The sequence below is a fragment of the Synechococcus sp. KORDI-52 genome, from assembly GCF_000737595.1.
Taxonomy (GTDB): Bacteria; Cyanobacteriota; Cyanobacteriia; order PCC-6307; family Cyanobiaceae; genus Parasynechococcus.
Map to the genome: position 1 here is coordinate 232,399 of NZ_CP006271.1, position 24,532 is coordinate 256,930.

A 24,532-nucleotide genomic window follows, 5' to 3' on the forward strand; every position below is an offset into this window, starting at 1 on the left:
GCTCTAAGCGCAAACTAAGGACATCTGCTAAGTGCGGCCAGTCCCATGTCTGAATCGTCGATTGTCCCGACTGAGCGGCAGAACCTGCTGAACCGCCTTGCCACCCTGGCCTACAAACGCGGGGACTTCACCCTTGCCTCCGGCCGCAAAAGCGAGCACTACGTGAACTGCAAACCCGTGAGCCTGAGCGGTTCCGGCCTGGCGCTGATCAGCCGGGCGATGCTCACCCACGTGGAGGCCAATGCAGTGGCCGTGGCTGGCCTCACCCTCGGCGCCGACCCCCTGGTGAGCGGTGTGGCCATGGCCGCGGCCGATCAGGGCCGGGATCTCGATGCGCTGATCGTGCGCAAGGAGGCCAAAGGCCACGGCACCGGAGCGTGGCTGGAAGGACCGCTGCCAGTCCCCGGGGCCCTGATCACCGTGCTGGAGGACGTGGTGACCACGGGGGGCTCCTCGCTCAAGGCGGTCCGGCAGCTGCGCGACGCCGGATACACCGTCCATCGAGTCGTCACCATCGTCGACCGGGAAGAAGGGGGTGAGGCCGCCATGGCGGCTGACGATCTCGAGCTGATCAGCCTCTACAAACTGTCTGAAATCGCCGCCATCACGCAGGCATGAGCAAGCTGTTTTGGGATGCCCAGGTTGCCCGGCTGCGCTTGAACGGCAGTGGAGCCCGTCAGTTTCTCCAGGGGCAGACCAGTGCTGACCTCAACGCCCTCGCATCCGGGGATCTGCTTCAGACCTGCTGGCTGACCGCAACGGGCCGCTTGCGGGCCGTGCTGGAACTGCGTCTGGACGCGGAGGGAGCCGATGTGATCGTTCTGGCGGGAGAGGCCTCTGCGGTTCGCGCCGGCTTCGATCAAGTGATCTTTCCAGCCGATCGGGTTCGCCTCCAACCTCTGGCGCCGTTGCGCCGACTGCAGTGGCTGGAGCCCCATGCTGCAGCCCTGTGGTGCGATCCAGACGCAGCATTGCCCGAGCCTTGGGCCTCAGGACAGCCCGCCAGTGCAGCAGCTTTTGAGCAGTGGCGGCTCCAAAGCGGATTTCCACCGGGGCCGGGTGAACTCAATGGCGAGACCAACCCCCTGGAACTTGGACTCGTCGCTCAGATCAGCACGGAGAAAGGCTGCTACCTGGGCCAGGAAACCATGGCCAAACTCACCGGCCAAGCAGGGGTGAAACAACAGCTGCGCTGTTGGAGCTGCCCCAATCCGCTGGCTCCGGCGGCAAAGCTCACGCTGAATGGAGAGCGGGCCGGGGTGATCACCAGTGCCCTGGATCACGACGGAACCTGGATGGGTCTGGCCCTGGTGCGCCGCCAGTGCCTGGCCAGTTCAACGCTGGAGGGACCCAACGGAGAACAGCTCCGCATCAGCCGACCCGAAGCGTTTCAGGATCCTGAGGCCTGATCCTGGTGAAGCAACCAGGCGGCAACGGCCCACGTGGCCAGGCAGTCGTCACGGTTGTAATCAAAGATCCAGCGCAACCCATGCCTGTTGCCGCGTCGCTCGGGGCCATCGCCCTGCCACTGCCGCCACCACAGCAGGGCCCGGGCCCCGTCCACACCGGGCTGACTCCAGTGGAAACCCTGCCAACCAGCCACGGCCTTGAGGCCATAGCTGGCCAGGGGCAGGCGCCAATGACGCCGCAGCCGGGCATGCACATCCACCAGACGCTGACGTAGCTGCAGCAGATCAGCTTCAGCGGCACCCTGCCGCTCAGCCAGACGTCGCAAGGCCAGGCTTTCTGTTTCGCCGTAATGAAGAATCGGCCAGCTTTGATAGCAGCTCAGCAGCCGTTGCAGCCGGAACCAGCAACGGGATTCGCCGTGCTCCGCCAGAGCCAGGATCGGGTGATAGGCCACGGAAGCCAGGTCCCAGTCGCCGGTTTCGGTCCTGGGCAAAACCACAAAGCCGTGAAGAAAGTCGTGGCGGGCATCGGGATCGGATTCGATGTCGTACAGCAGCACACCAGGGCAGTTCTGTAATTCCGGAAGAGCCGGTGCGGCGTGCAAACGATCCACTCGACCGTCCCGCTGCGCCCTGGCCTGAGCCACCAGGGAGGCCGCCACCTCACCATGCTGCTCACCGAAGCGTTGCAGACGCACAGCAAGCTGCTTCGGATCCGCAGCGGCCAGATCAGACAAGCCGCGAATCCCAAGCTCCAGCAACATCTCGCGCCGCTTGGCCCCGATGCCGCTGACCTCACTGAGATGGCCTTCCGCCGCCGCCACGGCGTTGCAGGCCACCCGCCACGAGCACAGTGAGCACTTGCGTCGGTCTGCGGCCAGAGGCGGGGGGACCGGGCGGTCCAGATCGTCACGCAGTTTGCGCAACCCTTCCGACAGCTGTCGGCGCAACCCTTTGGACCAGGGCACCCGCTCCTGTTCCAACCGCCGGCCACCGCCGCCGAGAACCAACATGGAGGGAACATCCCCCTGCTGCTCCTGCTCGAGCAGCAGAGCCATCAACGCCAGGGGCAACTGATGCTCCCGGGTGGTGCGACGGCCCTGACGGGCCAGTACCGGTTGATAGGCGAACTCACCCCAGCGGCTCTGACCTCTGACCCGTCGAAGCAGGGGAGGATGCGCCTCCAACGGCTCACTGGACGGACCGAGCCCCTTCAGACGCAGACCCACTACAGCCTCGGCACCGGCAGCACAGGCCGCCAGACCATGGCCCGGCTTGCGGGGCAGCAAGGCCACAAAGCAGCGCTGCTGATCGTCCAGCAGCAGATTGCGATGGGCCGTCCAGCGCCGCTCCGCCGGAGTCCCGTGGCGATCGAGCCAGGCCTTGCGACGGCAACGCAGCCAACTGCGCAGCAACCGGTCGGTGAGGGCGTTGTCGGCAGGCGGGGTGTCACCCATCCGCCGACCTTACGGCTGCCGGCTGCTAGATCCACTGAAGTGCAGGCTGTGCCATGGCATCGGCTCCCCTCCCCCTCAGCCCAGCTCCGATCAAGTTCGGCACCGATGGCTGGCGCGGGATCATCGGCGTTGACATCACGGTGGAGCGGCTCCTGCCCGTTGCCGCAGCCGCGGCCCAGGAGCTCGCCCATCGCGCCCCCGAAGGTCTCAGCAGCCGAACGGTGGTGATCGGTTACGACCGGCGCTTCCTGGCCCCCGAACTGGCGGAAGCGATCGCCGCCGCGGTGCGGGGTTGTGAACTCGAGCCGCTGCTAACCGACACGGCTGTGCCCACGCCGGCCTGCAGCTGGGCCGTGGTGGAGCGCCAAGCCCTGGGAGCACTGGTGATCACCGCCAGTCACAACCCGCCGGAATGGCTGGGGCTGAAGATCAAAGGTCCCTTCGGTGGATCGGTCGAGGGAGACTTCACCGCCGCGGTCGAACGACGCCTGGCCGCCGGCGGGATCACGGCACCGATCCGGGCAGAGGTCCCTCGGTTTGATGGACGCCGTGACCATCTCGAGGGGCTGCGTCGCAAGCTGGACCTCACCGCCCTCGTGCGTGGCCTCAAGGCCATCAACCTGAAGGTGATCGTCGATCCGATGCACGGATCAGCAGCCGGATGTGTCACGGAGCTGCTCGGCCCTGATGCCGATGGCGTTGTGGAGGAAATCCGCAGCGATCGAAATCCCTTGTTCGGTGGTCATCCGCCGGAACCCCTGGCTCCCTACCTCGGGGAGCTGATCACGGCGGTGAAAACCTCAACCGCCGCCGGAACCCCTGCCGTGGGACTGGTGTTCGACGGCGATGGTGACCGCATCGCCGCCGTGGATGAAACCGGTCGGTTCTGCAGCACCCAGCTGCTGATGCCCCTGTTGATCGATCACCTGGCCCGGTCCCGCCAGCTGCCGGGCGCCGTGGTCAAGACCGTGAGCGGCTCGGATCTGATGCGGCTGGTGGCGGAAGCACAGGGGCGCAAGGTTCTTGAGCTTGCGGTGGGTTTCAAGTACATCGCCGCGGAGATGCTGGCGGGGGACGTGCTGATCGGCGGCGAGGAATCCGGTGGTGTCGGCTTCGGCATGCATCTGCCCGAGCGGGATGCCCTGTTCGCGGCGATGCTGGTGCTGGAAGCCCTTGTGGAAGGCAAGCAACCCCTGGGAGCACGGCTGGATGCACTTCAGCACCAGCACGGTGGCAGCAGTCACTACGACAGGCTCGACCTGCGCCTGGCCGACATGGAGGCACGCCGGCGGCTCGAGACGCTGCTGAGCCAGAACACGCCTTCGACCGTCGCCGGTGCAGAGGTGCTGGAGGTGATCACCACCGACGGGATCAAGCTGAGGATGGGGCCCAGCCACTGGTTGATGCTGCGCTTTTCCGGCACGGAACCGCTGCTGCGGCTCTACTGCGAAGGGCCTGATGCCGATCGGGTGAACAGCGTGCTCGCCTGGGCCAGAGAGTTCGCGGAGGCCGCATGAAGACACTGGTGATCGCCAGCGGCAACGCCGGAAAGATTCGTGAATTCCAGGGTCTGCTGCAGACCCTGCCCGTCAGCGTGCAGCCTCAGCCTGAAGGTTTGGAGGTTGAGGAGACGGGCAGCACCTTTGCCGCCAACGCCCGGCTCAAGGCCCAGGCGGTTGCCGCCGCAACAGGGGAATGGGCCCTGGCCGACGATTCAGGCCTGAGCGTGGATGCCCTCGATGGTGCTCCGGGTGTTCACTCCGCCCGCTACGCCCCGACAGATCCGGAACGGATTGCCCGGCTGCTGAAGGCCCTGAACGGCTCAGACCAACGCCAGGCCCATTTCTGTGCGGCGCTCTGTGTTGCCGCTCCGAGCGGAACCGTCCTGCTGGAGGTGGAGGGCCGTTGCGACGGCTGGATCACATCCGCACCGCGAGGGGATCAAGGCTTCGGCTACGACCCGATTTTTGAAGTCGTCGGAACGGGCCGCACCTTCGCCGAGATGCCCTTGGCCGAGAAGAAACAGCATGGCCACCGCGGCAAAGCCTTCACCCTCCTGGAACCCAAGCTGCGGCAGTTGCTCCTGGCCAGCTGAAACAGCTCCTTGACGTCCCGGGATCAGGAGCATGGTTGTCAGCAGGAGCCATCCACTCGGAATGGCCCGGAGATCCATCAACGCAGGCAGTAATCCAGTTTGAGGGTGAGGCTCTGACTGGGCTTGGGCGCCTCCCCAGGCCTGAAGTTGGCAGGCCCCATTCGGGCAGCCATCCTCACGGGTTGAAACGCCGAACCCCGCTGATCAATCAGCAACAAGTCCACCTTGCGCAGCCCCAGAGCCCTTGCCGTGGCCTGGGCCCGTCGTTGGCCGGTCTCGAGAGCTTGTTTCAGCAACTGATCCACCAATGAGGCACTGCCATCGATGGACGCCAAGGACGTCATCCCCTGCAGTCGGACGCCCGGCAAGCGAGCGGCGGCCTGCATGAGCGCGTCGTACTGGTCACGGCTCACCTCGCCGGTGATGGTGGTGCTCACCCGCTCCCGTCGCGGCCCCAATGTGCCTCCGCCAACGGAAGAGCTGCGGGGTGCAGGGATGGTGAGCCGACCCATCGCCAAAGGCTGAATGGCCTGACGGGCCTGGGCCAACCGAGCGTTCAGTTCTCTCGTCGCAACCTCCTTGCTGGCCTCCTCAGCATCGAGTCCAAGCGAAAAGCGAAACCGATCGCTGCGGGTGGTTCCCCGTTCATTCACCTGGATCTGCAGCAGGGTGCCCTTGCAATCACGCTCCGCAGCCTTCATCGGGGGCGGCGCCATCGCGGTGAGCCCGAGCAGGACAGGCGCGGCGATCCCGACACCGGCCCTGAGTCGAGCGAAACACGGCTCAGGCGAACGCGGCACAGATTTGGTCATGGAGACAGCTCATGTCTGGCCTCCATGCTGACGAGGCTGGTGCCACAAAAGCTGCTGAATCGTGTCCGGCGTGTCTCAAGCCGTGACCGCTCCAGCCTCAAACGGCAGCGTCGTACAAGGAAAAGAAACGACGCCGCAACCGCCAGGGGAAACGCAGCTCCCGCAGCACGCGAACCATCAGACCGCGCATCTGCTTCTGCTCTGCCTCGGTCTGAGGCCCCCTGTACACCCGTTGCGAAGCAGGCCGCACCGGGAAAAGACTCTCCCAGCTGACGCCCCAGTGTTGCTGTGCAAAAGCTTCATTGGAACGGGCGTAGAAGGCCGACACGCGGTCCTGAAGTGGTTGATCGAAGCCGTCGAACTTCTCCCGATCCCAACCGCGCTCGATGGCAAGTTCACGGATGACCTTGCCCTTCCGCTTGAGCACTTCCGGATCGAAACCCGTCTCCACCATCAGGCGACGGCAAAGGGCCGACATCCAGATGCCTCGTGCTCCCGGCTGGATGTTCTGCTTGGAGGAGCGGCCTTGAAACCAGCCCTGCTCACCCGAAGGGGCGTCCAGATCAAGGGCATCGACAAGGGCCAGGAAGGGATCTGTGATGGCCACCTGCCTGGAGAGAGGAAGAAACAATGTCGCAATCGCGGGAAAGCGACTGAGCACACGAAATTTAGACGGGTAAGCAATATCCCAAGAATCAGGATCGCTCATGATGTAATCACAATATTGCTCAAAATCAGGCGTTTCACGGAATCTCCGAACCCGGTGCGCATAGACCGAATTCAACCAGGACTGTTGATCTCGAACGAAATAACTAACGCCTAACTTGAACCCTTGACGTTCAACCAGATCCTGCAGGTTGGCCAACACAGTTCGACTGAGGATCCGATCATCCAACGAAGAACTGCTGAGCAAAACCCGGTGTAGCGAGGGCGGCAGCGTGGCCAGCGCCTCTTCGAGAGGCGCATAGTTCTTCTCTGCAATGGAATTAGCGAGACGGTTATCATCACCATCCATCAACACGCCCTGAGCGGCGAGATGGTCGCGGTTTTGGCGGAGCCGCTCCGTGACGTAACTGCTCGCTGCCTTATGGGGACCGGCATGGATCCACAGCATCCGCTCATCACGATTGATCTGCGGACGCGTGAATGACGTTGGCAACCGTGAGGCCTGCGGAGGCCCTCAACGTATCAGCGTTGGGGCGCCCAACTCCCATGCAAGCCATGGGGAATCGCCAGAGGCAGCTCCAACACAGCCTGCTCAGACAGATCACAGGCATCAAGAATCACCAGATCCGAGGCAGATCGGGCACCGTTCCAGACCAGATCAAGCACCCAACCGGCATCTTCTTGGTCCGTCGAAGGATCCGGCACCATCAACGGTTCACTCACAAAGCCACGGGGACCGGCGTCCCAAATCACACGCTCGCCGGTCTGCAAGTCCAGTTTCTTGACAACCTGCAGCGGATCATTGCCCTGCTCACGGGCCGCCGCGGCCATCCAGGCGTAACGACAATCGAGGCCTTCACGATCCGGATTCACCATCGCGAACTCACAACAGCGCTCACTCAATCGTGTTGTTTCGACCTCGCCTGAATCCAGACGAATCCTGCACTGCTCCAGCAATCCCTCAGGAATGAGATCGAAATCCACATCCATAAAATCCTCATCAGGACCAATGCCAGGGAAGTCGCTGTAATAAATACTCTCGACAACAACATCGCCACAGTCTTCCCAAGCATTGAGGTGATGGAAGACAAAACCCTCTGGGGCATCGATGATCCGTGGAGGCTGCCCAGCGAAGCTGCCGCTGTCCCTCGGAACCAGCCAGAATTTGGCTTGTCCGTCGGGTTTCGAGCGCAGGCATTGAGCAGCACCTTTCTCGCCCAGGACGAAAGGCAACGGATTGAAAGCGATGGCGTTCTGAAGAAAAATGGCCCAGTTGGGCGTGATCGCAAAATCATGCAAAAACGCGAAACCAGAGAACGTGTCTGAACGTTCATGGAGCAGTTGCCCCGCTTCTGGCCCCTCCGTCGCGAATTCCATCAGGCGGATCGTGCTGCGAGGCCCTGTGTTCACCCCAAAGGTGACCATGCAGGGACTGCCGTTATGGCCGGGGTCGAAGCGGGGGTGGGCACTGAAGGCTTCACCCTTGTTGAGCACGCCATCGAGTCGGGAGAGACCGCGGGTCTCGAGGGTGCGGGGATCGAGCGCGTAAGGCTCAGCGGCCTCCCAGAGGGCAAGCAGTTGATCGCCCAGACGCACCACGTTGGTGTTGGCGATGTTCTTCAGGCGCAGATCAAAGGCATTAGCCAAGCGCCCCCCGGGCTTCTGGCTACCGAACACCCCGCGGTAAAGCACCCTGCCGGCCTTCTCCTCGGCCAGCCAGCCCTCCGTGCGCACGTAACGGTTGCTGAGCTGAACGCGGCCGTTCTCAAACCGCATGGCCGCGATCATGCCATCACCATCAAAGGGGTGATGGACGCGATGCCCATCCCGCTCCAGACGACCGGGTCCATTGCGATAGAAGGTGCCCTGGAGCTCAGCCGGCACCGTTCCACGCACCGGTGTCAGCGCCACATCGGTGAGTTCCTCGTCCACGTTGACAAAGGCACTGGCCCAGTCGCTGCGGTCGTAGCTGCGGGCAGGGGCGACGGTCACGGGCGAACGATCAACGTGTACCCATCTTCTCGTAACGGACTGTGAAGCGCGGTGCCGGCCTCAGTTGGCGCCGGCCTGCTCCAGCACCCCTTTGCTGCTGGGAATGGCACCGGCTCGGCGAGGATCCACCTCGGTGGCCATGCGCAGGGCCCGGGCGAAGGCCTTGAAGCAGGCCTCGACGATGTGGTGCGAGTTGGCGCCATCCAGCTGACGGATGTGCAGGGTGAGGCCGCTGTTGTTCACCACCGCCACAAAAAACTCCTTCACCAGCTCGGTGTCGTACGTGCCGATCTTCTGGCTGGGGATCACCAGGCTGTAGCTGAGGTGAGGGCGACCGGAACAATCAAGGGCCACCTGCACCAGCGCCTCGTCCAGTGGCGCCACGAAATGCCCGAAGCGATGGATGCCGCGGCGATCGCCGAGGGCCTGGGCGAGGGCCTGACCCACGGCAATGCCCACATCCTCATTGGTGTGGTGATCGTCGATGTGGGTGTCGCCCACCGCCTTGATCTCCAGATCGATCAGGCCATGGCTGCTGATCTGGTGAAGCATGTGATCGAGGAAGGGCACACCGGTGCTGGCCTGACACTGGCCTGAGCCATCCAGGCCCAGACGCACCTGCACGTCGGTTTCACCGGTGACCCGATGAATGACTCCCTGGCGTGCCATCACCTCACCTCCTCTGTCCACATCGTGCCTCACATTCCCGTGACGCAGTAGCCCGCGTCCACATAGATGGTCTGGCCGGAGATGCCGCTGGCCAGATCGCTGAGCAGGAAGGCGGCGGTCCCGCCCACCTCCATCTGGGTGACGGTGCGGCGCAGGGGAGCCTTCTCCTCCACGTTGTGGATCATGTCGAGAATGCCGCCAATCGCCGAGCTGGCCAGGGTGCGGATCGGGCCCGCACTGATGGCGTTGACGCGCACCTGCTTCTCCGGACCCAGCTCTGCGGCCAGATAGCGCACGGACGCCTCCAGAGCGGCCTTGGCGACACCCATCACGTTGTAATTGGGAATCGCCCGCTCAGCACCGAGGTACGAGAGCGTGATCACACCGGCCTTCTCGCTGAACAGCGGCTTGGCATGGGCACAGAGGGGAGCCAGGGAATAGGCGCTGATGTCGAGGGAACGGGCGAAGCCTTCAGCGGTGGTGGCGCTGTAATCGCCGATCAGCTCGTCCTTGCCGGCAAAGGCCAGGCAGTGCACCAGCCCATCGAGAACGCCCCACTTCTCCTTGATCTCCCCGAACACCTCAGCCATCTGATCGGCGTCCTGCACATTCAGGGGCAGGAACAGGCTGGGCTCCAGGGGAGCGGTGAGTTCGCGCACCTTGGCTTCGAAGCGGCCCTTCTCATCCGGCAGGTAGGTGATGCCGAGTTCGGCACCGGCCGCCTTCAGCTGCTGAGCGATGCCCCAGGCGATCGACCGGTTGTTGGCGATGCCGGTGACGAGAATCTTCTTGCCGGTGAGATCAAGCAGCATCGGGACAGACCGGAACGGGTTGAATTCGCGCGATTCTCCCCCATCCCCCGCCAGGATCACCGCTCATTTGCTCTCCAAGGCCGGTGCCAAGCGCTGCGTCACCCCCGATCAACGGCGACCTGCCGCGGCAATTCGCGTCCCGCGATGCGCTGAATGCTCTCTTGGAGCAGGAGTTCCCGGAGGCTGAAGGGGAGCTCAGCCCCGTACAAGGAGGCCGGGAAGCCGCCGAGGCCCAGCTGTTGAAGATCAAACCGGCCCGTTACGCCAAGAGCCGAAACCATCTGAAGGGCGCGGTCACTGGTCTGTCGCCCTACATCCGCCACGGCGTGCTGAGCCTCGCTGAGGTGCGCGAGGCCGTGTTTGCGCGGATCCGCAACCGCAATGAAGGCGAAAAGTTGATCAACGAGCTGGGCTGGCGCGACTTCTGGCAACGGATGTGGCTCCACCTGGGCGACGGCATCAACGACGATCAGGAACCGTTCAAGACGGGGCATCACAGCAGCGCCTATACCCGGGAGCTACCGGCCGATGTGCACAGTGGGACCACGGGGCTGGCCTGCATGGATGGCTTCCGCGATCAGCTGGTGAGCACCGGCTGGCTGCACAACCACGCCCGCATGTGGATGGCGGCTTGGCTTGTGCATTGGCGACGGGTGCACTGGACAGCCGGAGCCGACTGGTTCCTTGAGCACCTGCTGGATGGGGATCCGGCCAGCAACCATCTGAGCTGGCAGTGGGTGGCCAGCACCTTCAGCCACAAGCCCTATTTCTTCAACCGCGGCAACCTCGAGCGCTACAGCGACGGCCAGTACTGCGATGGCTGCCCCAGTGCCGATTCCTGCCCCTTCGAGGGCAGCTACGACCAACTGGAGAACCAGCTGTTCGCGCCGATGCCAACGATCCGGGACACCGGCAACAACCGCAACCAGCAACGCAACCGCCAACGCCGGAACAGCGGGGGTGCCAGTGCCGCCCTGGCCCGTCCCAAGCGATAAGACGCCAGTCCCCCATGACCTTTCAACGCCCCATCCTCTGGATTCACGAGGAAGCCCTCGGCACCCACAACCCGGCCCTGCAGGCCTGGCCCGAGGCGCCAGCACTGTTCGTGTTCGACAGCCAGTGGGTCCGCGACGCACGAATCAGCCGCAAACGGCTCGGCTTTCTCTACGAAAACGCGCTCGATCTTCCCCTCACCCTGCGCAAAGGGGATGTGGCCGCTGAGGTGCTGGCCTTTGCCCGTCGCCACCAAGCCGATGGCGTGGTGAGCAGCAGCGCAGTGGACCCCCGCCTGGAGCGCATCGGCACGACCATCGCTGCGGAACTGCCGCTGGAGCTTCTGGATCCCGCTCCCTTCGTGGACCTGCCCCGGCCACCCCGGCTGGGACGGTTCAGCCGCTACTGGCGTGACGCCGAAGCGGTGGTGTGGGAGGGCTACTCACCAGCCCGCTGATCCTTCAGCAGCTGCCGGGCTCGCTTCAGTTCCTCCACAGGATTGGTGAGCAGGTCTTCCTCCTCGAGGGATGGCAGCTGAACGGGAACCACCTGATCTTCCCGGAGAGGCGGCTCAGTCCATTGCCAACGATCCTCAGGGGCACGGGCCTGGCATAGAGCCTTCAGTTCCTTCTCGAGAAGATCTCGCACATCGCTCCGGGCTACGGCATCGAAAAACTCCTGACGGGTGGCCAGCCCGGAACTGAACGGGGTTGTTCCGTTGCCGTTGAACAAGCGGGCTGGATCCGGCAGCCAACGGGGACGACACACCCCCGAAAAGCTGGTGTCCGTCTCCAGATAGATATGGATCCCGTAGCCATCGGGTTGGTTCACCACAGCCACGCCGTCATGGGGGGAGTAGCGCTGCAGGGGGAACACGCGCCAGCTGGGCGGCTTCTTCGGGGCACCGCAAGCCGCCAGCAGCAGGGCGATCCCCCAAATCAGACGCAGGCGCGGCATCCATCACCACCGGAGGTGGCCATCCTGAAGCAGATTCTTCCGATCTGCCTGCGCGTCATGGCTCTGACACCATCCACGATGCTGGCGCTCAACACGCCGCTGCCCGGCTTTGATCTGCCCCTGGTCACGGGCAGCCGGCTGAACAGCACGTCGTTGGACCAGCGTCCCGTGCTGCTGATGGTGCTCTGCGCCCATTGTCCCTTCGTGAAGCATGTGGAGCCGGAACTCACCCGGCTGGCACAGGAGTTCAGCGATGCGGTGCAGCTGATCGGTGTGAGCAGCAACAGCCTGATCACCCACCCCCAGGACGGGCCCGAGCATCTGGCCGATCAGGCCCGGCGCCACGGCTGGAGCTTTCCCTACCTACTGGATGAGCAGCAGAGCCTCGCCACAGCGCTACGGGCGGCATGCACGCCGGAGTTCTACCTGTTTTCACCCGATGGCAAAGGCCTGCACACCCTCCGCTACCGCGGCCAGCTGGACGGCAGCCGACCCGGCAATGACCAGCCCCTCGATGGCCGGGACCTGCGGGCCGCCCTCCAGGCGGTGCTGTCTGGATCCCCGGTGAACGCCCACCAGACCGCCTCTGTGGGCTGCAATGTGAAGTGGAACCCCGGACACGAGCCGGACTGGTTCAGCTGAGCCACTTAAGCTTTCCTTTATGCAGGTTCCTCCCTTCAGCCTCAGCCAGCAGATCGATGATCTCGGTGTGGACCTCGAAGAGGCGGTGCTCGAAGTGTTGCGTAGCGGCCAGTACATCGGCGGAGCACAGATCAAACGCTTCGAAGAAGCCTTCGCCGCCAGCGTGGGCTGCACCCATGCCGTGGGCTGCAACAGCGGAACCGATGCACTGATCCTCGCCCTGCGCGGCCTTGGCGTTGGTGCCGGCGATGAGGTGGTCACCTGCTCGTTCAGTTTTTTCGCCACCGCTGAGGCCATCAGCGCCGTCGGTGCCACTCCGGTGTTCGTGGATGTTGACCCCAGCACCTACCTGATCGACATCGATCAGATCGAAACGGCGATCACCGCTGCCACCAAGGTGCTGATGCCAGTGCACCTGTTCGGGCGTGCTGTGAACATGACGCGGCTGATGGAGATTGCCGAGCGGCATCAGCTGAAGGTGATCGAAGACTGCGCCCAGGCCACGGGAGCCCGTTGGAATGGTCAGGCCGTCGGCAGCTTCGGTGATGTGGGCTGCTTCAGCTTCTTCCCCACCAAAAACCTCGGCGCGGCAGGAGATGCTGGGGCGGTGACAACCAGCGATGCCGATCTGGCTCGGGCCATGGGCGAGCTGGCGGTTCATGGCATGCCCGAGCGCTACCTGCACACCAACCTGGGATACAACAGCCGGCTTGATGCGATCCAGGCCGCAGTGCTGAACGTGAAGCTGCCGAAACTGGAGACCTGGATCCGCAAGCGAACCGCCATTGCTGAGCGGTACCGCGATGCCCTTGGCCATCTGAACGGCCTCACCCTGCCGACCAACGAGAACGGACACAGCTGGAACCAGTTCGTGGTGCGCATCGACAGTTGCCCCACCAACCAGCCGCTCTGCAAGGCCAGCTGCAATCCATCCACCACCAGTTCACGCCACGGGATTCCGGAAAGCTGCTGCCGCGACTGGGTCAAGCAGACCCTGCAGGAGCGTGGGGTGAACACGATCATCTACTACCCGATTCCGATCCACCGGCAGCCCGCCTACGGCCATCTGGGATTAAGACAGGGATCCCTGCCGGCAACCGAACAGCTCTGCAGCCAGGTACTGAGTCTGCCGATCTTCCCTGAACTACGGGATGAGCAGCAGCAGGAGGTGATCGACACTGTGAGCCAGCTGCTGGGGTCCAGCGTTCCTGCCCAGTTCGGCCGAAACGACGAACGCGGCCAAGACCGAATGGCGGCTTAAGGCAGCAATCAAAGCAACGAACATTTCAACGACTTCGTGACTCAAAAACTGTCCATTTATTTCAATTGCATATCCAGATAGGCCAGCTCCCAACTGAGGCTTACACCGCTTGAGTGGACGTTGACGCCAATGCAATCACGCAAGGCAACCTCCAGCTCAGCCTTGGAACAAGTCTGCAAACCGAAAAGGCCAGCACAGAAGCTGAGCATTTGATCAACACTCTCAAAGGTCCAGGGGCAGGCACGACGCGAGACGTCGATGAGATCAAACCTCGGTGGAACCACCTGGGCAAAGAAATCACGGTAAAAGCCTCGGTGCCCACCGGGCGTATGACGGTCAACGAAGGTTTCCAGGAAGGCCTGCACTCCACTGCCAGGAGCCACATCAGCCAAGTGGAAGACTCCGCCAGATTTCAATGCACTCTCAACATTGGAATACAGCGGAGATAAGTCTTGAATGTGATGAACAGCAGCCAAACAGACCACCCGATCAGCAGATTTCGCTGCGATAGGCCAGGGCGAATTCAAGCTGACAACAGTGGACTTGGCCCCGAAGCCGGACGTGAGCTCAAAGTTGTGAACGGAAGGCGTCGTACCGGGCATCTTGCGTTTCAAGAACGCCTCCAAGTAGCCCCCACCAGATGGCACATCTACCAGGCACTCGCCAACCTTCAAGGGCGCCTTGGCAAAGAGAGAAGAAAACTCTGCATCACGGGCCGTTGGACAGGACAGCATCGCATCGTGATAGAGCGATCCTCGCTGATCAAAAATCTCACCATACTCGTGCACAACCAGTGGAGCTGTAATATTCAACGGTCAAGGACCAAAACTAAATTGACGCCAAAACTATTCAGACGAATCCAGAGCATCAAGATATTGAAACAAGGCTTTAGACGCCGGATTTGATGATGGTGGAATCATATTGAGAATCTTGATGCGAGAACGCGGCAAGATCCAGCCCCTTTTCAGCAACAATTCTGGAGTCATGAGACAAATCAATTCAGCAACGGATTTGTTCAGAAGCAACTCATTGGGATGGCAAAAAAAATGAACGCTGTTCTGCACGTCCCCAACCAAACAGGAGGCGAGATCAGCACGCAGAAGCAGCGGGCAGGCGAGAGTCGCGCCGGGGTGTTGATCCATCAACAGCTTCAGCTGGTCTGCAGCCTTTTGGCCTGATTCCCCACTCCAATGGGCAAGAAGCAACGTACAAGGAATCGTAGATTGTGCATGGTCTGCAAACAGATTCTGCATCAAATCCCTGGCGCGATGTGGCTGCTGCTGAGGCATAAAATTGACCTCAATAAAAGCCCCTGGGTGGAATAAAGGATCCAGACTGATGTCTGTTGTGATGTAATCGACGCCACAACAATCAAGGCGCATTGTCTTGGCGATAGACAAGCATTGACTCACAATCCTCGGATGCACGGCTGCAGGGCTCATTTCTTCCCGCAAGCCACCAGTGCTCACATTCGAGTTTCGACGCAGTGGAACGGTTCGACCCGACTCGATGACGCTGTCCAGCTCAAAACCAGCCGACGCAATACAACTCAAAACCTCAACGTCCTGAACATCAATCTCCGCCGACAAACCATCCTGCATGTGTTTCAATCGTCTGGACGCATTGAGCTTCTCGATACAGGCCTTGACCGTATCGGTTCCATTGCCGGTGATCACAGGAGCGCTTCGCTTCACAACAAACTCAAGGCGCCCAGCAGTGACGTTGAGTCGATAGTCGGATCCACACACATGCTCCTGGAGCAACAAGAAGTTTTGAGCTGTGCTTTGTCTTGCAACACCAATGGCGTCTTTCAGCACCTCAAAATCATGAATATTTGAAGTGACACCTTTGCCTTTTTCAGCGTCAGCTGGCTTAACGACACACGGAAAACCGATTCTATTGATTAACTGCTTGATCGTCGCGTCTGAACTGTCTGCATCAAAACTGATTTGCTTGGGAACACGAACCCCAAGCCTGGCCAATAGACCATGCGAAGCACGTTTGTCATTGGCAAATGTCGCACCAAGATGACTGTCCAAATCGTTCGCCGAAGAGCTGCATAGTCTTCCCTGAACCCCTTCGCCGAAGTGATACGTCCTTGAACGTTCATCCAGCAGGGAGAAAGAAATCTCTCGTTTTGAAGCTTCGGCCAAAAGAGCTGCTGTCAATGGATGATCGCAGCAGACACGAACAAGCCGAACCAAACGAATGTGTTCAGCTTGAAAGCCTGGGGCAGGATCGAATGGGATGTTGCCGGACCATCTTGAGAAACATTCCCGCAGAAGGTTGACGGACAATTGAACGACAGCACCCAAGATCTCGTGCTGATCACTTTCAACGGCGAAACAAACTCCAACGGCCTTGACCTCAGGCCTCAAAGGGCAAGATCTTAATTCTGCAGGCGACAGCATGGATTGCGCCAAAGCAAAAACAACTTGTTCACAACCAGCCTCCTGCCGGCATTCAGCCTCAACCTTCCGCAGGATGGATGGCTTGATATTGAGCGCAGGAACCAAAAGACGCATCAACGTCCAGACATCCGCAACACGCAGGAACCGATGAACGGAGTCGAGCTGAGAATCACTTAAAGGCCAGTGAGCCAGCCAACATCGCCTAGCGAACAGAGGCCCTTCTCCCCAAACCTCAGAAACACTGACCTGAGGGAGATCAGCCATCGAATTAAAATTAAACCAATAGGATCAACTTAACACGAAAATACTTGAGCGAAAGTATTTCAACGAGCAAACATCAAGACTGAAGTTCAGACCCCTTCAAGGCAACAGATTTGAGCACCTGCGCTCCAGCATTACCATGCAATCAACTTGTCGCCGCTTAAACAGCAGCGCCTTTTGCTTGGCCTTTAAGTCTGGAACACAACTGTTTAAATTCAAGTTGATGTCTTTTACGAACTACTGGCGAATCGTTGCGTAGAGAGCTTTAAAACGAGCCTGCTGCTTCTTGTGATCCACGAGCAGTTCGGGATAGTCCCGCCGTTCCAGAGCACCGATCTCCCCGCTGAGCAGATCCTTGGTGTTCACATGGCGCAGCTCCGGCACCCACTGGCGGATGTAGTCCCCAGCTGAATCAAACTTGGAGGCCTGGGTTGCTGGGTTGAAGATGCGCAGGGGCTTGGGATCCATGCCGCTGCTCGCACTCCACTGCCAGCCACCGTTGTTCGCAGCAAGATCCCCGTCCACCTCCAGCTCCATGAAGGCGCGCTCACCCCAGCGCCAGTCGCAGATCAGGTCTTTGACCAGATAGGACGCCACGATCATCCGGCAGCGGTTGTGCATCCAGCCGGTCTGGTTGAGCTGACGCATGGCGGCATCAATGATCGGCATGCCGGTCTGCCCCTCCCTCCAGACCTTGAACCAGTCGTCGTTGTTGTCCCAAGGAAAACGACGCCACTGCTCGCGGTAAGGGCCATCGGCCAGTTCAGGGAAATGGAACAGGGCCTGCTGGTAGAACTCGCGCCAACCCAGCTCCTGTTCCCACACAGCGATGGCCTGCAAGTGCTCCTCGCTGCGGGCCTGCTCACGGGCCGCCTGGGCCGTGCACCAGGCCTGGCGGGGACTGAGGGTGCCAACGCTCAGGGCCGCACTGAGGTAGGAGGTGCCTGGGATGCCGGGAAAATTGCGATCCGGTTCGTAGCCGAACAGGGGGCCATCGCAGAAACGGGTGAGCTGCTCGAAGGCCGCCGCCTCTCCAGGGCGACAGGGGCAGATCTCGGTGCCCTTGAAACCATGGTTGGCCTGCAGGGCCGCGAGGGACTCTCCCTCCGGAGCTTGAGCAGGATCCAGGTCCACCAAAGCGGAGGGAGCGGCAACGGTGCTGGGTTGCTGGGCCAGCACCTGACCGCGCCAGTTGCGCAGGAAAGGGCCGTACACCCGGTAGGGATCACCAGCGCCGGTCTTGAGCAGCTCCGGAGCGATCAGCAACTGATCCCAATCCACCACCACCTTGCGGCCATCGGCCTGGAGCTGTTTGGCCACCTGGCGGTCACGCTCACGGGCGTAGGGCTCCACGTCGCGGTTCCACACCACGGCCTCAGCACCGATCTGCTTCGCCAGCTGTGGCAAGACCACCACCGGGTCGCCTTTGACGACCAGCAATCGGCTACCGGCCTCGCGCCAGCGCTGCTGAAGTTCCACCAGGCTTTCGATCAGAAACCACAAGCGGGCGGGGGCCATCGGTGGCAGATGCTCCGGCGGGCTCATCACCTGCGGGTCGAGCACATAGACCCCGGTCACCGCCGGGCTGATCGCCACAGCTGCAGCCAAACCGAGGTTGTCCGCCAGACGCAGATCACGGCGGTGCCAGAACAGAACGCGAGAGGTGGTCATCAGAGGCCGAGGAGCTGCTTGGCGCGGAACCAGGCGGTCACGCTCTTGCCATCGAGCCATTCATCGCCCGATGCCAGCGCAGCATCGAGCTGATCTGGGCGCATCAACACCACCTCCAGGTCTTCGTCGTCATCACCGGCCGGAGGGTTCTCCAGGGGGGTGAGCTCCCGGGCCAGAAAGCAATGAATCACCTCATCGGAATAGCCAGGGCAGGGCAGCATCGGCCCCAGGGCGTCCCAGCGCGCTGCGCTGTAGCCGGCTTCTTCCCCCAGCTCCCGCTGCATCGACTCCAGGGGATCTTCCCCCTCCTCCAGGGTGCCGGCGGGAAACTCCAGCAGACGCGCCTGCACCGCAAAGCGGTACTGCCGCAGCAGCACCACCTCTCCGTCATCGGTGAAGGGCACCGCCAGGGATGCGCCGGGATGGCGGATCATCCCGAAGGTGGCCTCCACCCCCATCGGCAGCCTGATCCGATTGCGTTCAAAACGAATCTTGCGGGCGTCCACCGTTTCAACGGTGCCGATGAGTTCAAAGGGTTCCGGGGCCGGCAGCGGCGCCATGGGAGCAGATCTGACGGCCTACCAGCATGGCGGGTTTGTGGCCTGCATCGCCTGAAGCAACGGCTCCAGCACGAAGCGGCGCAGGTGCATGCGGGGGTGGGGCAACACCAGACGGGGATGGTCGAGCCTCATCTCCCCCCAAAACAACAGGTCGAGATCCAAGGGGCGCGGCCCCCAGCGCTGCTCGCGAGCACGGTCGCGGCCGCAGTCCTGTTCCAACCGCTGCAGGTGATCCAGCAACTCCAGCGCTGCACGTTCGGAAAGCGGCCGCCGCACGCGGGTGAGCAGAAGAACGGCATTGAAGTAGGGGGCTTGGCCTGGCGGCCCGCCAATCGGCTGGGTCTGCAGAAAGGCAGAACAACGAACGTCCTGAGCATCGCCATCGCCCCAATCCAGAAGGAGGTCGCTCAGGCGGGGGGCCAACCACCTCAGCGTGGATTCAGGCGGCCCGTGGCAGCTGCTGATGTTGGCGCCGAGGCCGATGGCCAGTGCTGACTCCAAGGGGAACGGCGCCATGGCGATTGGCTTGACCGAGCACGCCTCGACCCTAGGAACCGAACCGTGCAAGGATCCGCTCCACCAGTGGTTCAGCGCGTCGAGGGCATGATTTTCGATCAAGTCTTGGCAAGATTTCGCCACCACACCGGCAAGCAAAGCCGCAGAAACAACAACAAAAGCAAGCAGGTCGCCTCAGCAACCAAGGCCAAACTTCAACGGCCTTTATTCCAGGCCAGCGAACACCTGAACACCACAAACAATCTCAATCAAGCTCTTCAAGAGATCAACAAAGCTGTTCAAAACCAAACAGCAACAGATCAACAACTCCTGCTCAAGGCCGAAATACTTCTGCGAAAAGAAAAATATCGCAAGGCCAAGGGGGTCTTGACCGAGCTCAGCAGCCAGAGCAAAGACCAGAAGACACTCAACACCTCAAAGCATCTGCTTGAACAGCTTCCGCACCTTCAACAAAAAGCCAGCCACGACAAGACCAGAACGCTGGTCAGCGATTTGCACAACATCGCCGAGACCTATCAAACCAAGCTTTCAAGCTTGCCAGCACCTGATGAGCTCACACCAGACTTCGACATCACACTCTCGATTCGCAGAGAATCACGCCTGGCCCGATCCTCCGATCTGCCTGGCCTGTCCTACGACCTGATTGAGCGCACGCTTCAAAGCGGAGACGAATCCCCTTGGCTGTTCCACGACAAGGCTTTGTCGCTGAACATGATGGGTCAAAAGCAGACCGCCCTCAAGCTCCTGACAGACCTCAAAAAAATAACCGGGAAAGAAAAACTGACGCAGTCCATCAACAAAAACATTGATGCCATTCAAAAAAATCCCAAGAATTACCAGTTGAAATCCAAGCTTTTCTTCGCCAAGCAAGTCAGAATCGCCGCCAGCAGGAATCACCTCGACGCCGACTTCATCCCCGAGACCAGCGCCATCAATCAGACAACGCGCGTCAAGTTCCTGGCCTTCAGAAAAGCAAGAGCAGTCCTGTCAGACAACCCCCAAGCTTGCCTCGATCTTGTTGACGTGATCCTCGCTTATTTCCAAGGCGATCTGGCAGCGCTGCTGCTCAGAGGCGAAGCCCTTGCCGCCCTTAAAAAACCCGGCGCAGCCATGGAGATCTGGACCAATCTAGCCCGCTCAGACGACAAAAATATTGCTCAAAAAGCGTCTGAGCTTGTGTCACAGCACTTCTCTCGCAAAGCCAGAGCCATCAGCAAAAACAATTCAGCCGATGCAGCCCTTGCTTTCTTCATCAAGCAGCACTTGAAGCTCAACCTTGTGCCAATGCTGAACAAGGATGTCAAAAAAATCCTTGAACGGCTCGACGGTTTCGATGGCACGTTGAATGACCCCGAGCTGGAGCACCACCAGCTCCAGCTGCTGTTCAACACGCAATTGATCGACTGCCTCGAGGCTCAGCTGCGTGAGCAAGGCCGCCTGGGTGGCACCTCACCAGCTCAGAAACCTGGCGCCATCGGCAAGACTGCCCCCAAAGCTGGGTGAATGCCTCCATGGCGGCAAGCGGTGTTGCAATCAAGGACGACCAGGCCACCCGCGCCTTTCCCCTGGCCGCCATCACCGGCCACGGGACCCTCAAGCTGGCCCTGTTGCTGGCAGCGGTCGATCCGGGGCTGGGAGGTGTGGTGATTGCTGGTGGTCGCGGCACCGGCAAATCGGTGTTGGCCCGCGGCCTGCATGCCCTGCTGCCCCCCATCGACGTGCTGGATGTCGAAGGCGGCGTGGGCCGCAACCTCGACCCTCAGAACCCGGAGGAATGGGACGACGCCACCCGGGCGCGCATCAACGGCGAAGCACCGTCCACAGTGATCCCCGCCCCCTTCGTTCAAATCCCCCTCGGCATCACCGAAGACCGACTGGTGGGTGCCGTGGATGTGGCCGCCTCCCTCTCCAGTGGCAGCGCCGTGTTCCAGCCCGGTTTGCTGGCGGATGCCCACCGCGGCGTGCTCTACGTCGACGAGCTCAATCTTCTCGATGACGGCATTGTCAACCTGATGCTCGCGGCCGTGGGCAGTGGCGAGAACCGCGTGGAGCGCGAGGGCCTCAGCCTCAGCCACCCCTGCAGGCCCCTGCTGATCGCCACCTACAACCCAGAGGAAGGCAACGTGCGCGATCACCTGCTGGATCGCTTTGCCATCGCCCTCTCGGCCAATCAGCTGGTGAGCACCGAGCAGCGGGTGGAGATCACCAACGCGGTGATCAGCCATGGCCAATGCAGCCGCAGCTTTGCTGAGACCTGGAGCGAAGAGACCGATGCCCTGGCCACCCAGCTGCTGCTGGCTCGCCAGTGGCTGCCGGATGTGCAGATCAGCGGGGAACAGATCGAATATCTGGTGACTGAAGCCATCCGTGGGGGTGTGGAAGGCCACCGTTCCGAGCTCTATGCCGTGCGGGTGGCCAAGGCCCATGCCGCCCTCAGCGGCCGAGACCGGGTGGAGGCCGACGACCTTCAGGTGGCTGTGGCCCTGGTGATCGCACCGCGGGCCTCGCAGATGCCACCGCCCGACCAGCAGATGGAACCGCCACCACCGCAGGATCAGGAGCCGCCGCCACCGCCACAGGATCAGGGCGAACAACAGCAGGACAATCCACCCCCGCCGCCGGAAGGATCCGACGACGAGGAGAACGAGCCGCCGGAGGACAACAGCGAGGACGACACCACCGACGACGACGACGGTGACGGCGAGGAGGACCAGGCGCCACCCGCGGTGCCCGAGGAGTTCATGCTCGATCCTGAAGCGATCGAGGTGGACCCCGATCTGCTGCTGTTCAATGCCGCCAAGGCAAAAAGCGGCAACAGCGGCAGCCGTTCGGTGGTGCTGAGTGACAGCCGTGGGCGCTACGTGAAACCGATGCTGCCCCGCGGCCCGGTGCGCCGCATTGCGGTGGACGCCACCCTGCGGGCAGCGGCGCCTTACCAGAAGATCCGCCGGGAACGGGAACCGGGCCGATCGGTGATCGTGGAGGAGGGCGATCTGCGGGCCAAGTTGCTGCAACGCAAAGCCGGTGCCCTGGTGATTTTTCTGGTGGACGCCAGCGGCTCGATGGCCCTCAACCGGATGCAGAGCGCCAAGGGTGCCGTGATCCGGCTGCTCACCGAGGCCTACGAAAATCGCGACGAGGTGGCCCTGATCCCCTTCCGCGGCGATCAGGCCGAGGTGCTGCTCCCCCCCACCCGCTCGATCACAGCGGCGCGGCGCCGACTGGAATCGATGCCCTGCGGTGGTGGTTCACCCCTTGCCCATGGCCTCACCCAGGCCGCCCGCGTCGGCGCCAATGCCCTGGCCACGGGGGATCTCGGCCAGGTGGTGGTGGTGGCCATCACCGACGGACGCGGCAACGTGCCCTTGAGCACCTCCCTGGGCCAACCCGAACTGGAGGGCGACGACAAACCCGACCTCAAGCAGGAGGTGCTGGATGTGGCTGCCCGCTACCGGATGCTCGGGATCAAGTTGCTGGTGATCGACACCGAACGCAAGTTCATCGGCAGCGGCATGGGCAAAGACCTCGCCGAAGCCGCCGGAGGCAAATATGTGCAGCTGCCCAAGGCCAGCGATCAGGCCATTGCAGCGGTTGCGATGGAGGCCATCAGCAACATCTAAACAGCACGATATCGGATCAAAATCGTACCAATATTGGAGCGATATCGTTCCTATTGAGCCGTTTGCGCCGGATAGATCTCGCCGAACAATTCACCCAAGCCAATGGTGAGATTGCGCACACCCTTCATGAACTCGGGATCCCCCGTGAGTTGAGCCACATCGCCGCCAACTGCGTCGATCTTGGCGGTGAGCTTTGCGGCATTGGCGGCCGTCTGCTTGAGCTCATTCAACGTCTGGGGATTGTCGAGGGAGGCGACGATGTTGTTGGCATGGGCCGTGGCAGCCTCCAGGTTGCGAATCACGGGGCCGGCATGGGCCAGCTCAGCCTGGAGCTGCTCCGTCAGCGCCTGGAACTCCTTGGTGGTGGCTTCAATCTGCTCAAGGGAAGCCGCCACATTGGGGATCACCCGTTCGTCCTGAACCTCGGCCAGCAGCTCCTGCATGGTTGCGGTCACGGTGGAGAGGCTGGGGGCTTCCCGGCCCTCAACGGTGCCGCCGTTGCAGAGCTGGCGAGCAGGCTGGCACTCAGCCGCTCGCGGCAAGGGTGCGTTCTGGGGAAGCGGGGTGCCGCGGCTGACCAAGGCCACCTGGGCATCGCCCCCCAGCAGGGAACCAGCCCCCACCGTGGCCGTCACGGGCAACGGCAACCGCAGATCACCGTGGTTGATTTCGAGCTCCGCCACCACCGCTTCGGGTGTCACCGCAATTGAGCGCACCGAACCCACCAGAATGCCCCGGTAGGTGACCGGGGAACGCTCCGCCAGACCCGCCGCATCACTAAAACGGGCGGAGAGGCTCCAATGGCTGGCCCCCAACCGCACTCCCCTGAGCCACAGGGCCATGCCCGCAAATCCGATCACCCCGCCGATCACTGTGAATCCGACGATGGCATCACGAACGCTGCGTCGCATGGTGGTCAGTGCTCCGCCGGTTGCATCGGTCCGCGCAGGCTACCCGTCCTGAACTGCTCGACATAGGGGTTGTCTGTGCTGCGGAACGCATCCACGGAGCCTTCCCACTGGAACTGGCCGTCGTAGAGCATCACCACCCGTTCCGCCGACCGTTCAATCGTGCTGCGCACATGGCTCACCACCACCGAACAGCCCCGGGCGACGGTGGTGGTTTTCACAATCAGATCCTCGATCCGCGTGCAGGCCACCGGGTCCAGCCCAGCGGTGGGCTCGTCGTACAGCAACAGGGGCATCGATTGATCCCCCCGCTGGGGGTCATCAATCAGGGCACGAGCGAAGCTCACCCGCTTCTGCATGCCACCACTCAGTTCCCCCGCATAGAGGTGGGCCACGTCATAAAGCCCAACCGCATCCAGGCAGGCATTCACACGCTCACGAATCTGCTGCCGCGACAGCTGCGCCCGTTCCCGCAACAGAAAACCGACGTTCTCCTCCACGGTGAGCGATGCCAGCAGAGCGGGGTTCTGGAACACCAGCCGCACATCCGGCGGATCGGTCTGATCGAGCCGAAGGTACGTCTGGGGTTGATCAAACAAACGCAGCTCACCACGGGTGGGCAGCTGCAAACCGGCCAGCAGGCGCAGCACCGTCGACTTTCCCGCACCCGATGGCCCAACCACCGCCAACCGCTCCCCAGCGCGCAGGGTCAGATTGACCCGATCCAGAACAGGCCGAGGGCCCCACTGCATCGTGAGGTCCCGCATCTCCACAACGGCTTCAGGCTGCGGCACGATCTGAGCCGAAAAACACTGACATC

24 protein-coding genes are annotated in these 24,532 nt (G+C 61.9%); 10 read left to right on the forward strand and 14 right to left on the reverse strand.

Annotated features, from left to right (window positions below; all coding sequences use genetic code 11):
* Positions 1–45: 45 nt before the first annotated feature.
* On the forward strand, positions 46–618 hold the full coding sequence (gene pyrE, locus KR52_RS01285; protein ID WP_038551494.1) for an orotate phosphoribosyltransferase: 573 nt from the start codon (positions 46–48) through the stop codon (positions 616–618).
* Positions 615–1,409 (forward strand): folate-binding protein YgfZ, encoded by a 795-nt coding sequence (locus tag KR52_RS01290; protein ID WP_038551497.1) that lies wholly within the window; start codon positions 615–617, stop codon positions 1,407–1,409. Before pyrE ends, KR52_RS01290 begins: the two co-directional genes overlap by 4 nt.
* Here KR52_RS01290 and KR52_RS01295 read toward each other — a convergent pair.
* Complete coding sequence (locus tag KR52_RS01295) at positions 1,391–2,866, reverse strand: TM0106 family RecB-like putative nuclease (protein ID WP_038551499.1); 1,476 nt, start codon at positions 2,864–2,866, stop codon at positions 1,391–1,393. The two genes, KR52_RS01290 and KR52_RS01295, sit on opposite strands and share 19 nt — an antisense overlap.
* Positions 2,867–2,919: 53 nt before the next feature.
* Here KR52_RS01295 and KR52_RS01300 point away from each other — a divergent pair, with 53 nt between their 5' ends.
* Both KR52_RS01300 and rdgB read left to right on the forward strand, forming a co-directional pair.
* Positions 2,920–4,383 carry a phosphoglucomutase/phosphomannomutase family protein gene (locus tag KR52_RS01300; RefSeq protein ID WP_038551502.1) on the forward strand — a complete coding sequence of 488 codons (1,464 nt, stop codon included), beginning with the start codon at positions 2,920–2,922 and terminating at the stop codon, positions 4,381–4,383.
* Entirely contained in the window at positions 4,380–4,961 is a 582-nt protein-coding gene (gene rdgB, locus KR52_RS01305; RefSeq protein WP_038551504.1) for an RdgB/HAM1 family non-canonical purine NTP pyrophosphatase, read from the forward strand. The genes KR52_RS01300 and rdgB overlap by 4 nt, the downstream gene beginning before the upstream one ends.
* A gap of 77 nt (positions 4,962–5,038) precedes the next feature.
* Here rdgB and KR52_RS01310 read toward each other — a convergent pair whose 3' ends face one another.
* The 5 genes from KR52_RS01310 to fabI all read right to left on the reverse strand — a co-directional run bounded on the left by KR52_RS01310 (position 5,039) and on the right by fabI (position 9,912).
* Positions 5,039–5,773, reverse strand: coding sequence for an SIMPL domain-containing protein (locus KR52_RS01310; protein WP_051834243.1), 735 nt, complete (start codon positions 5,771–5,773; stop codon positions 5,039–5,041).
* A 97-nt stretch (positions 5,774–5,870) separates the two neighbouring features.
* Positions 5,871–6,932: a hypothetical protein gene (locus KR52_RS01315; RefSeq protein WP_038551506.1), complete on the reverse strand. Its 1,062-nt coding sequence runs from the start codon at positions 6,930–6,932 to the stop codon at positions 5,871–5,873.
* A 29-nt stretch (positions 6,933–6,961) separates the two neighbouring features.
* Positions 6,962–8,431, reverse strand: coding sequence for a carotenoid oxygenase family protein (locus KR52_RS01320; protein ID WP_038551507.1), 1,470 nt, complete (start codon positions 8,429–8,431; stop codon positions 6,962–6,964).
* Between the two features lie 60 nt (positions 8,432–8,491).
* A complete protein-coding gene (gene hisB, locus KR52_RS01325; protein ID WP_038556677.1) occupies positions 8,492–9,100 on the reverse strand; it encodes an imidazoleglycerol-phosphate dehydratase HisB in 609 nt (202 codons plus the stop codon).
* Between the two features lie 29 nt (positions 9,101–9,129).
* Entirely contained in the window at positions 9,130–9,912 is a 783-nt protein-coding gene (gene fabI, locus KR52_RS01330) for an enoyl-ACP reductase FabI (protein WP_038551510.1), read from the reverse strand.
* Positions 9,913–9,995: 83 nt separating this feature from the next.
* Between fabI and KR52_RS01335 the strand changes: the two genes are divergently transcribed.
* Both KR52_RS01335 and KR52_RS01340 read left to right on the forward strand, forming a co-directional pair.
* Positions 9,996–10,907: an FAD-binding domain-containing protein gene (locus KR52_RS01335; protein WP_038551512.1), complete on the forward strand. Its 912-nt coding sequence runs from the start codon at positions 9,996–9,998 to the stop codon at positions 10,905–10,907.
* Positions 10,908–10,921: 14 nt separating this feature from the next.
* The gene (locus KR52_RS01340; protein WP_038551515.1) at positions 10,922–11,362 is read left to right on the forward strand and encodes a DNA polymerase; all 441 of its coding nucleotides are present in this window, start codon (positions 10,922–10,924) and stop codon (positions 11,360–11,362) included.
* On the opposite strand, the gene KR52_RS01345 is transcribed toward KR52_RS01340, so the two are convergent.
* Positions 11,344–11,862: a hypothetical protein gene (locus KR52_RS01345; protein ID WP_038551518.1), complete on the reverse strand. Its 519-nt coding sequence runs from the start codon at positions 11,860–11,862 to the stop codon at positions 11,344–11,346. The two genes, KR52_RS01340 and KR52_RS01345, sit on opposite strands and share 19 nt — an antisense overlap.
* Before the next feature lie 57 nt (positions 11,863–11,919).
* Between KR52_RS01345 and KR52_RS01350 the strand changes: the two genes are divergently transcribed.
* Both KR52_RS01350 and KR52_RS01355 read left to right on the forward strand, forming a co-directional pair.
* Positions 11,920–12,504, forward strand: coding sequence for a thioredoxin family protein (locus KR52_RS01350; RefSeq protein WP_051834386.1), 585 nt, complete (start codon positions 11,920–11,922; stop codon positions 12,502–12,504).
* A gap of 19 nt (positions 12,505–12,523) precedes the next feature.
* On the forward strand, positions 12,524–13,765 hold the full coding sequence (locus KR52_RS01355) for a DegT/DnrJ/EryC1/StrS aminotransferase family protein (RefSeq protein WP_038551521.1): 1,242 nt from the start codon (positions 12,524–12,526) through the stop codon (positions 13,763–13,765).
* Between the two features lie 56 nt (positions 13,766–13,821).
* On the opposite strand, the gene KR52_RS01360 is transcribed toward KR52_RS01355, so the two are convergent.
* The 5 genes from KR52_RS01360 to folK form a co-directional block, all read right to left on the reverse strand.
* Positions 13,822–14,577: a methyltransferase domain-containing protein gene (locus tag KR52_RS01360; protein WP_156957549.1), complete on the reverse strand. Its 756-nt coding sequence runs from the start codon at positions 14,575–14,577 to the stop codon at positions 13,822–13,824.
* A 33-nt stretch (positions 14,578–14,610) separates the two neighbouring features.
* Positions 14,611–16,440: a hypothetical protein gene (locus tag KR52_RS01365; protein ID WP_156957550.1), complete on the reverse strand. Its 1,830-nt coding sequence runs from the start codon at positions 16,438–16,440 to the stop codon at positions 14,611–14,613.
* A gap of 234 nt (positions 16,441–16,674) precedes the next feature.
* The gene (locus tag KR52_RS01370) at positions 16,675–18,108 is read right to left on the reverse strand and encodes a deoxyribodipyrimidine photo-lyase (RefSeq protein ID WP_038551530.1); all 1,434 of its coding nucleotides are present in this window, start codon (positions 18,106–18,108) and stop codon (positions 16,675–16,677) included.
* A complete protein-coding gene (locus tag KR52_RS01375) occupies positions 18,108–18,668 on the reverse strand; it encodes an NUDIX hydrolase (RefSeq protein WP_038551533.1) in 561 nt (186 codons plus the stop codon). The genes KR52_RS01370 and KR52_RS01375 overlap by 1 nt, the downstream gene beginning before the upstream one ends.
* 18 nt (positions 18,669–18,686) lie before the next feature.
* Positions 18,687–19,184: a 2-amino-4-hydroxy-6-hydroxymethyldihydropteridine diphosphokinase gene (gene folK / locus KR52_RS01380; RefSeq protein WP_038551535.1), complete on the reverse strand. Its 498-nt coding sequence runs from the start codon at positions 19,182–19,184 to the stop codon at positions 18,687–18,689.
* Between the two features lie 66 nt (positions 19,185–19,250).
* Here folK and KR52_RS14890 point away from each other — a divergent pair, with 66 nt between their 5' ends.
* Complete coding sequence (locus KR52_RS14890) at positions 19,251–20,687, forward strand: hypothetical protein (protein ID WP_038551538.1); 1,437 nt, start codon at positions 19,251–19,253, stop codon at positions 20,685–20,687.
* A gap of 8 nt (positions 20,688–20,695) precedes the next feature.
* On the forward strand, positions 20,696–22,804 hold the full coding sequence (locus KR52_RS01390) for a putative cobaltochelatase (protein WP_038556681.1): 2,109 nt from the start codon (positions 20,696–20,698) through the stop codon (positions 22,802–22,804).
* Between the two features lie 50 nt (positions 22,805–22,854).
* Here KR52_RS01390 and KR52_RS01395 read toward each other — a convergent pair whose 3' ends face one another.
* Together KR52_RS01395 and KR52_RS01400 are read right to left on the reverse strand one after the other, a co-directional pair.
* Positions 22,855–23,715 carry an MlaD family protein gene (locus KR52_RS01395; RefSeq protein ID WP_038551541.1) on the reverse strand — a complete coding sequence of 287 codons (861 nt, stop codon included), beginning with the start codon at positions 23,713–23,715 and terminating at the stop codon, positions 22,855–22,857.
* 5 nt (positions 23,716–23,720) lie between these two features.
* Positions 23,721–24,479: an ABC transporter ATP-binding protein gene (locus KR52_RS01400; protein WP_173402236.1), complete on the reverse strand. Its 759-nt coding sequence runs from the start codon at positions 24,477–24,479 to the stop codon at positions 23,721–23,723.
* Positions 24,480–24,532 lie beyond the last annotated feature (53 nt).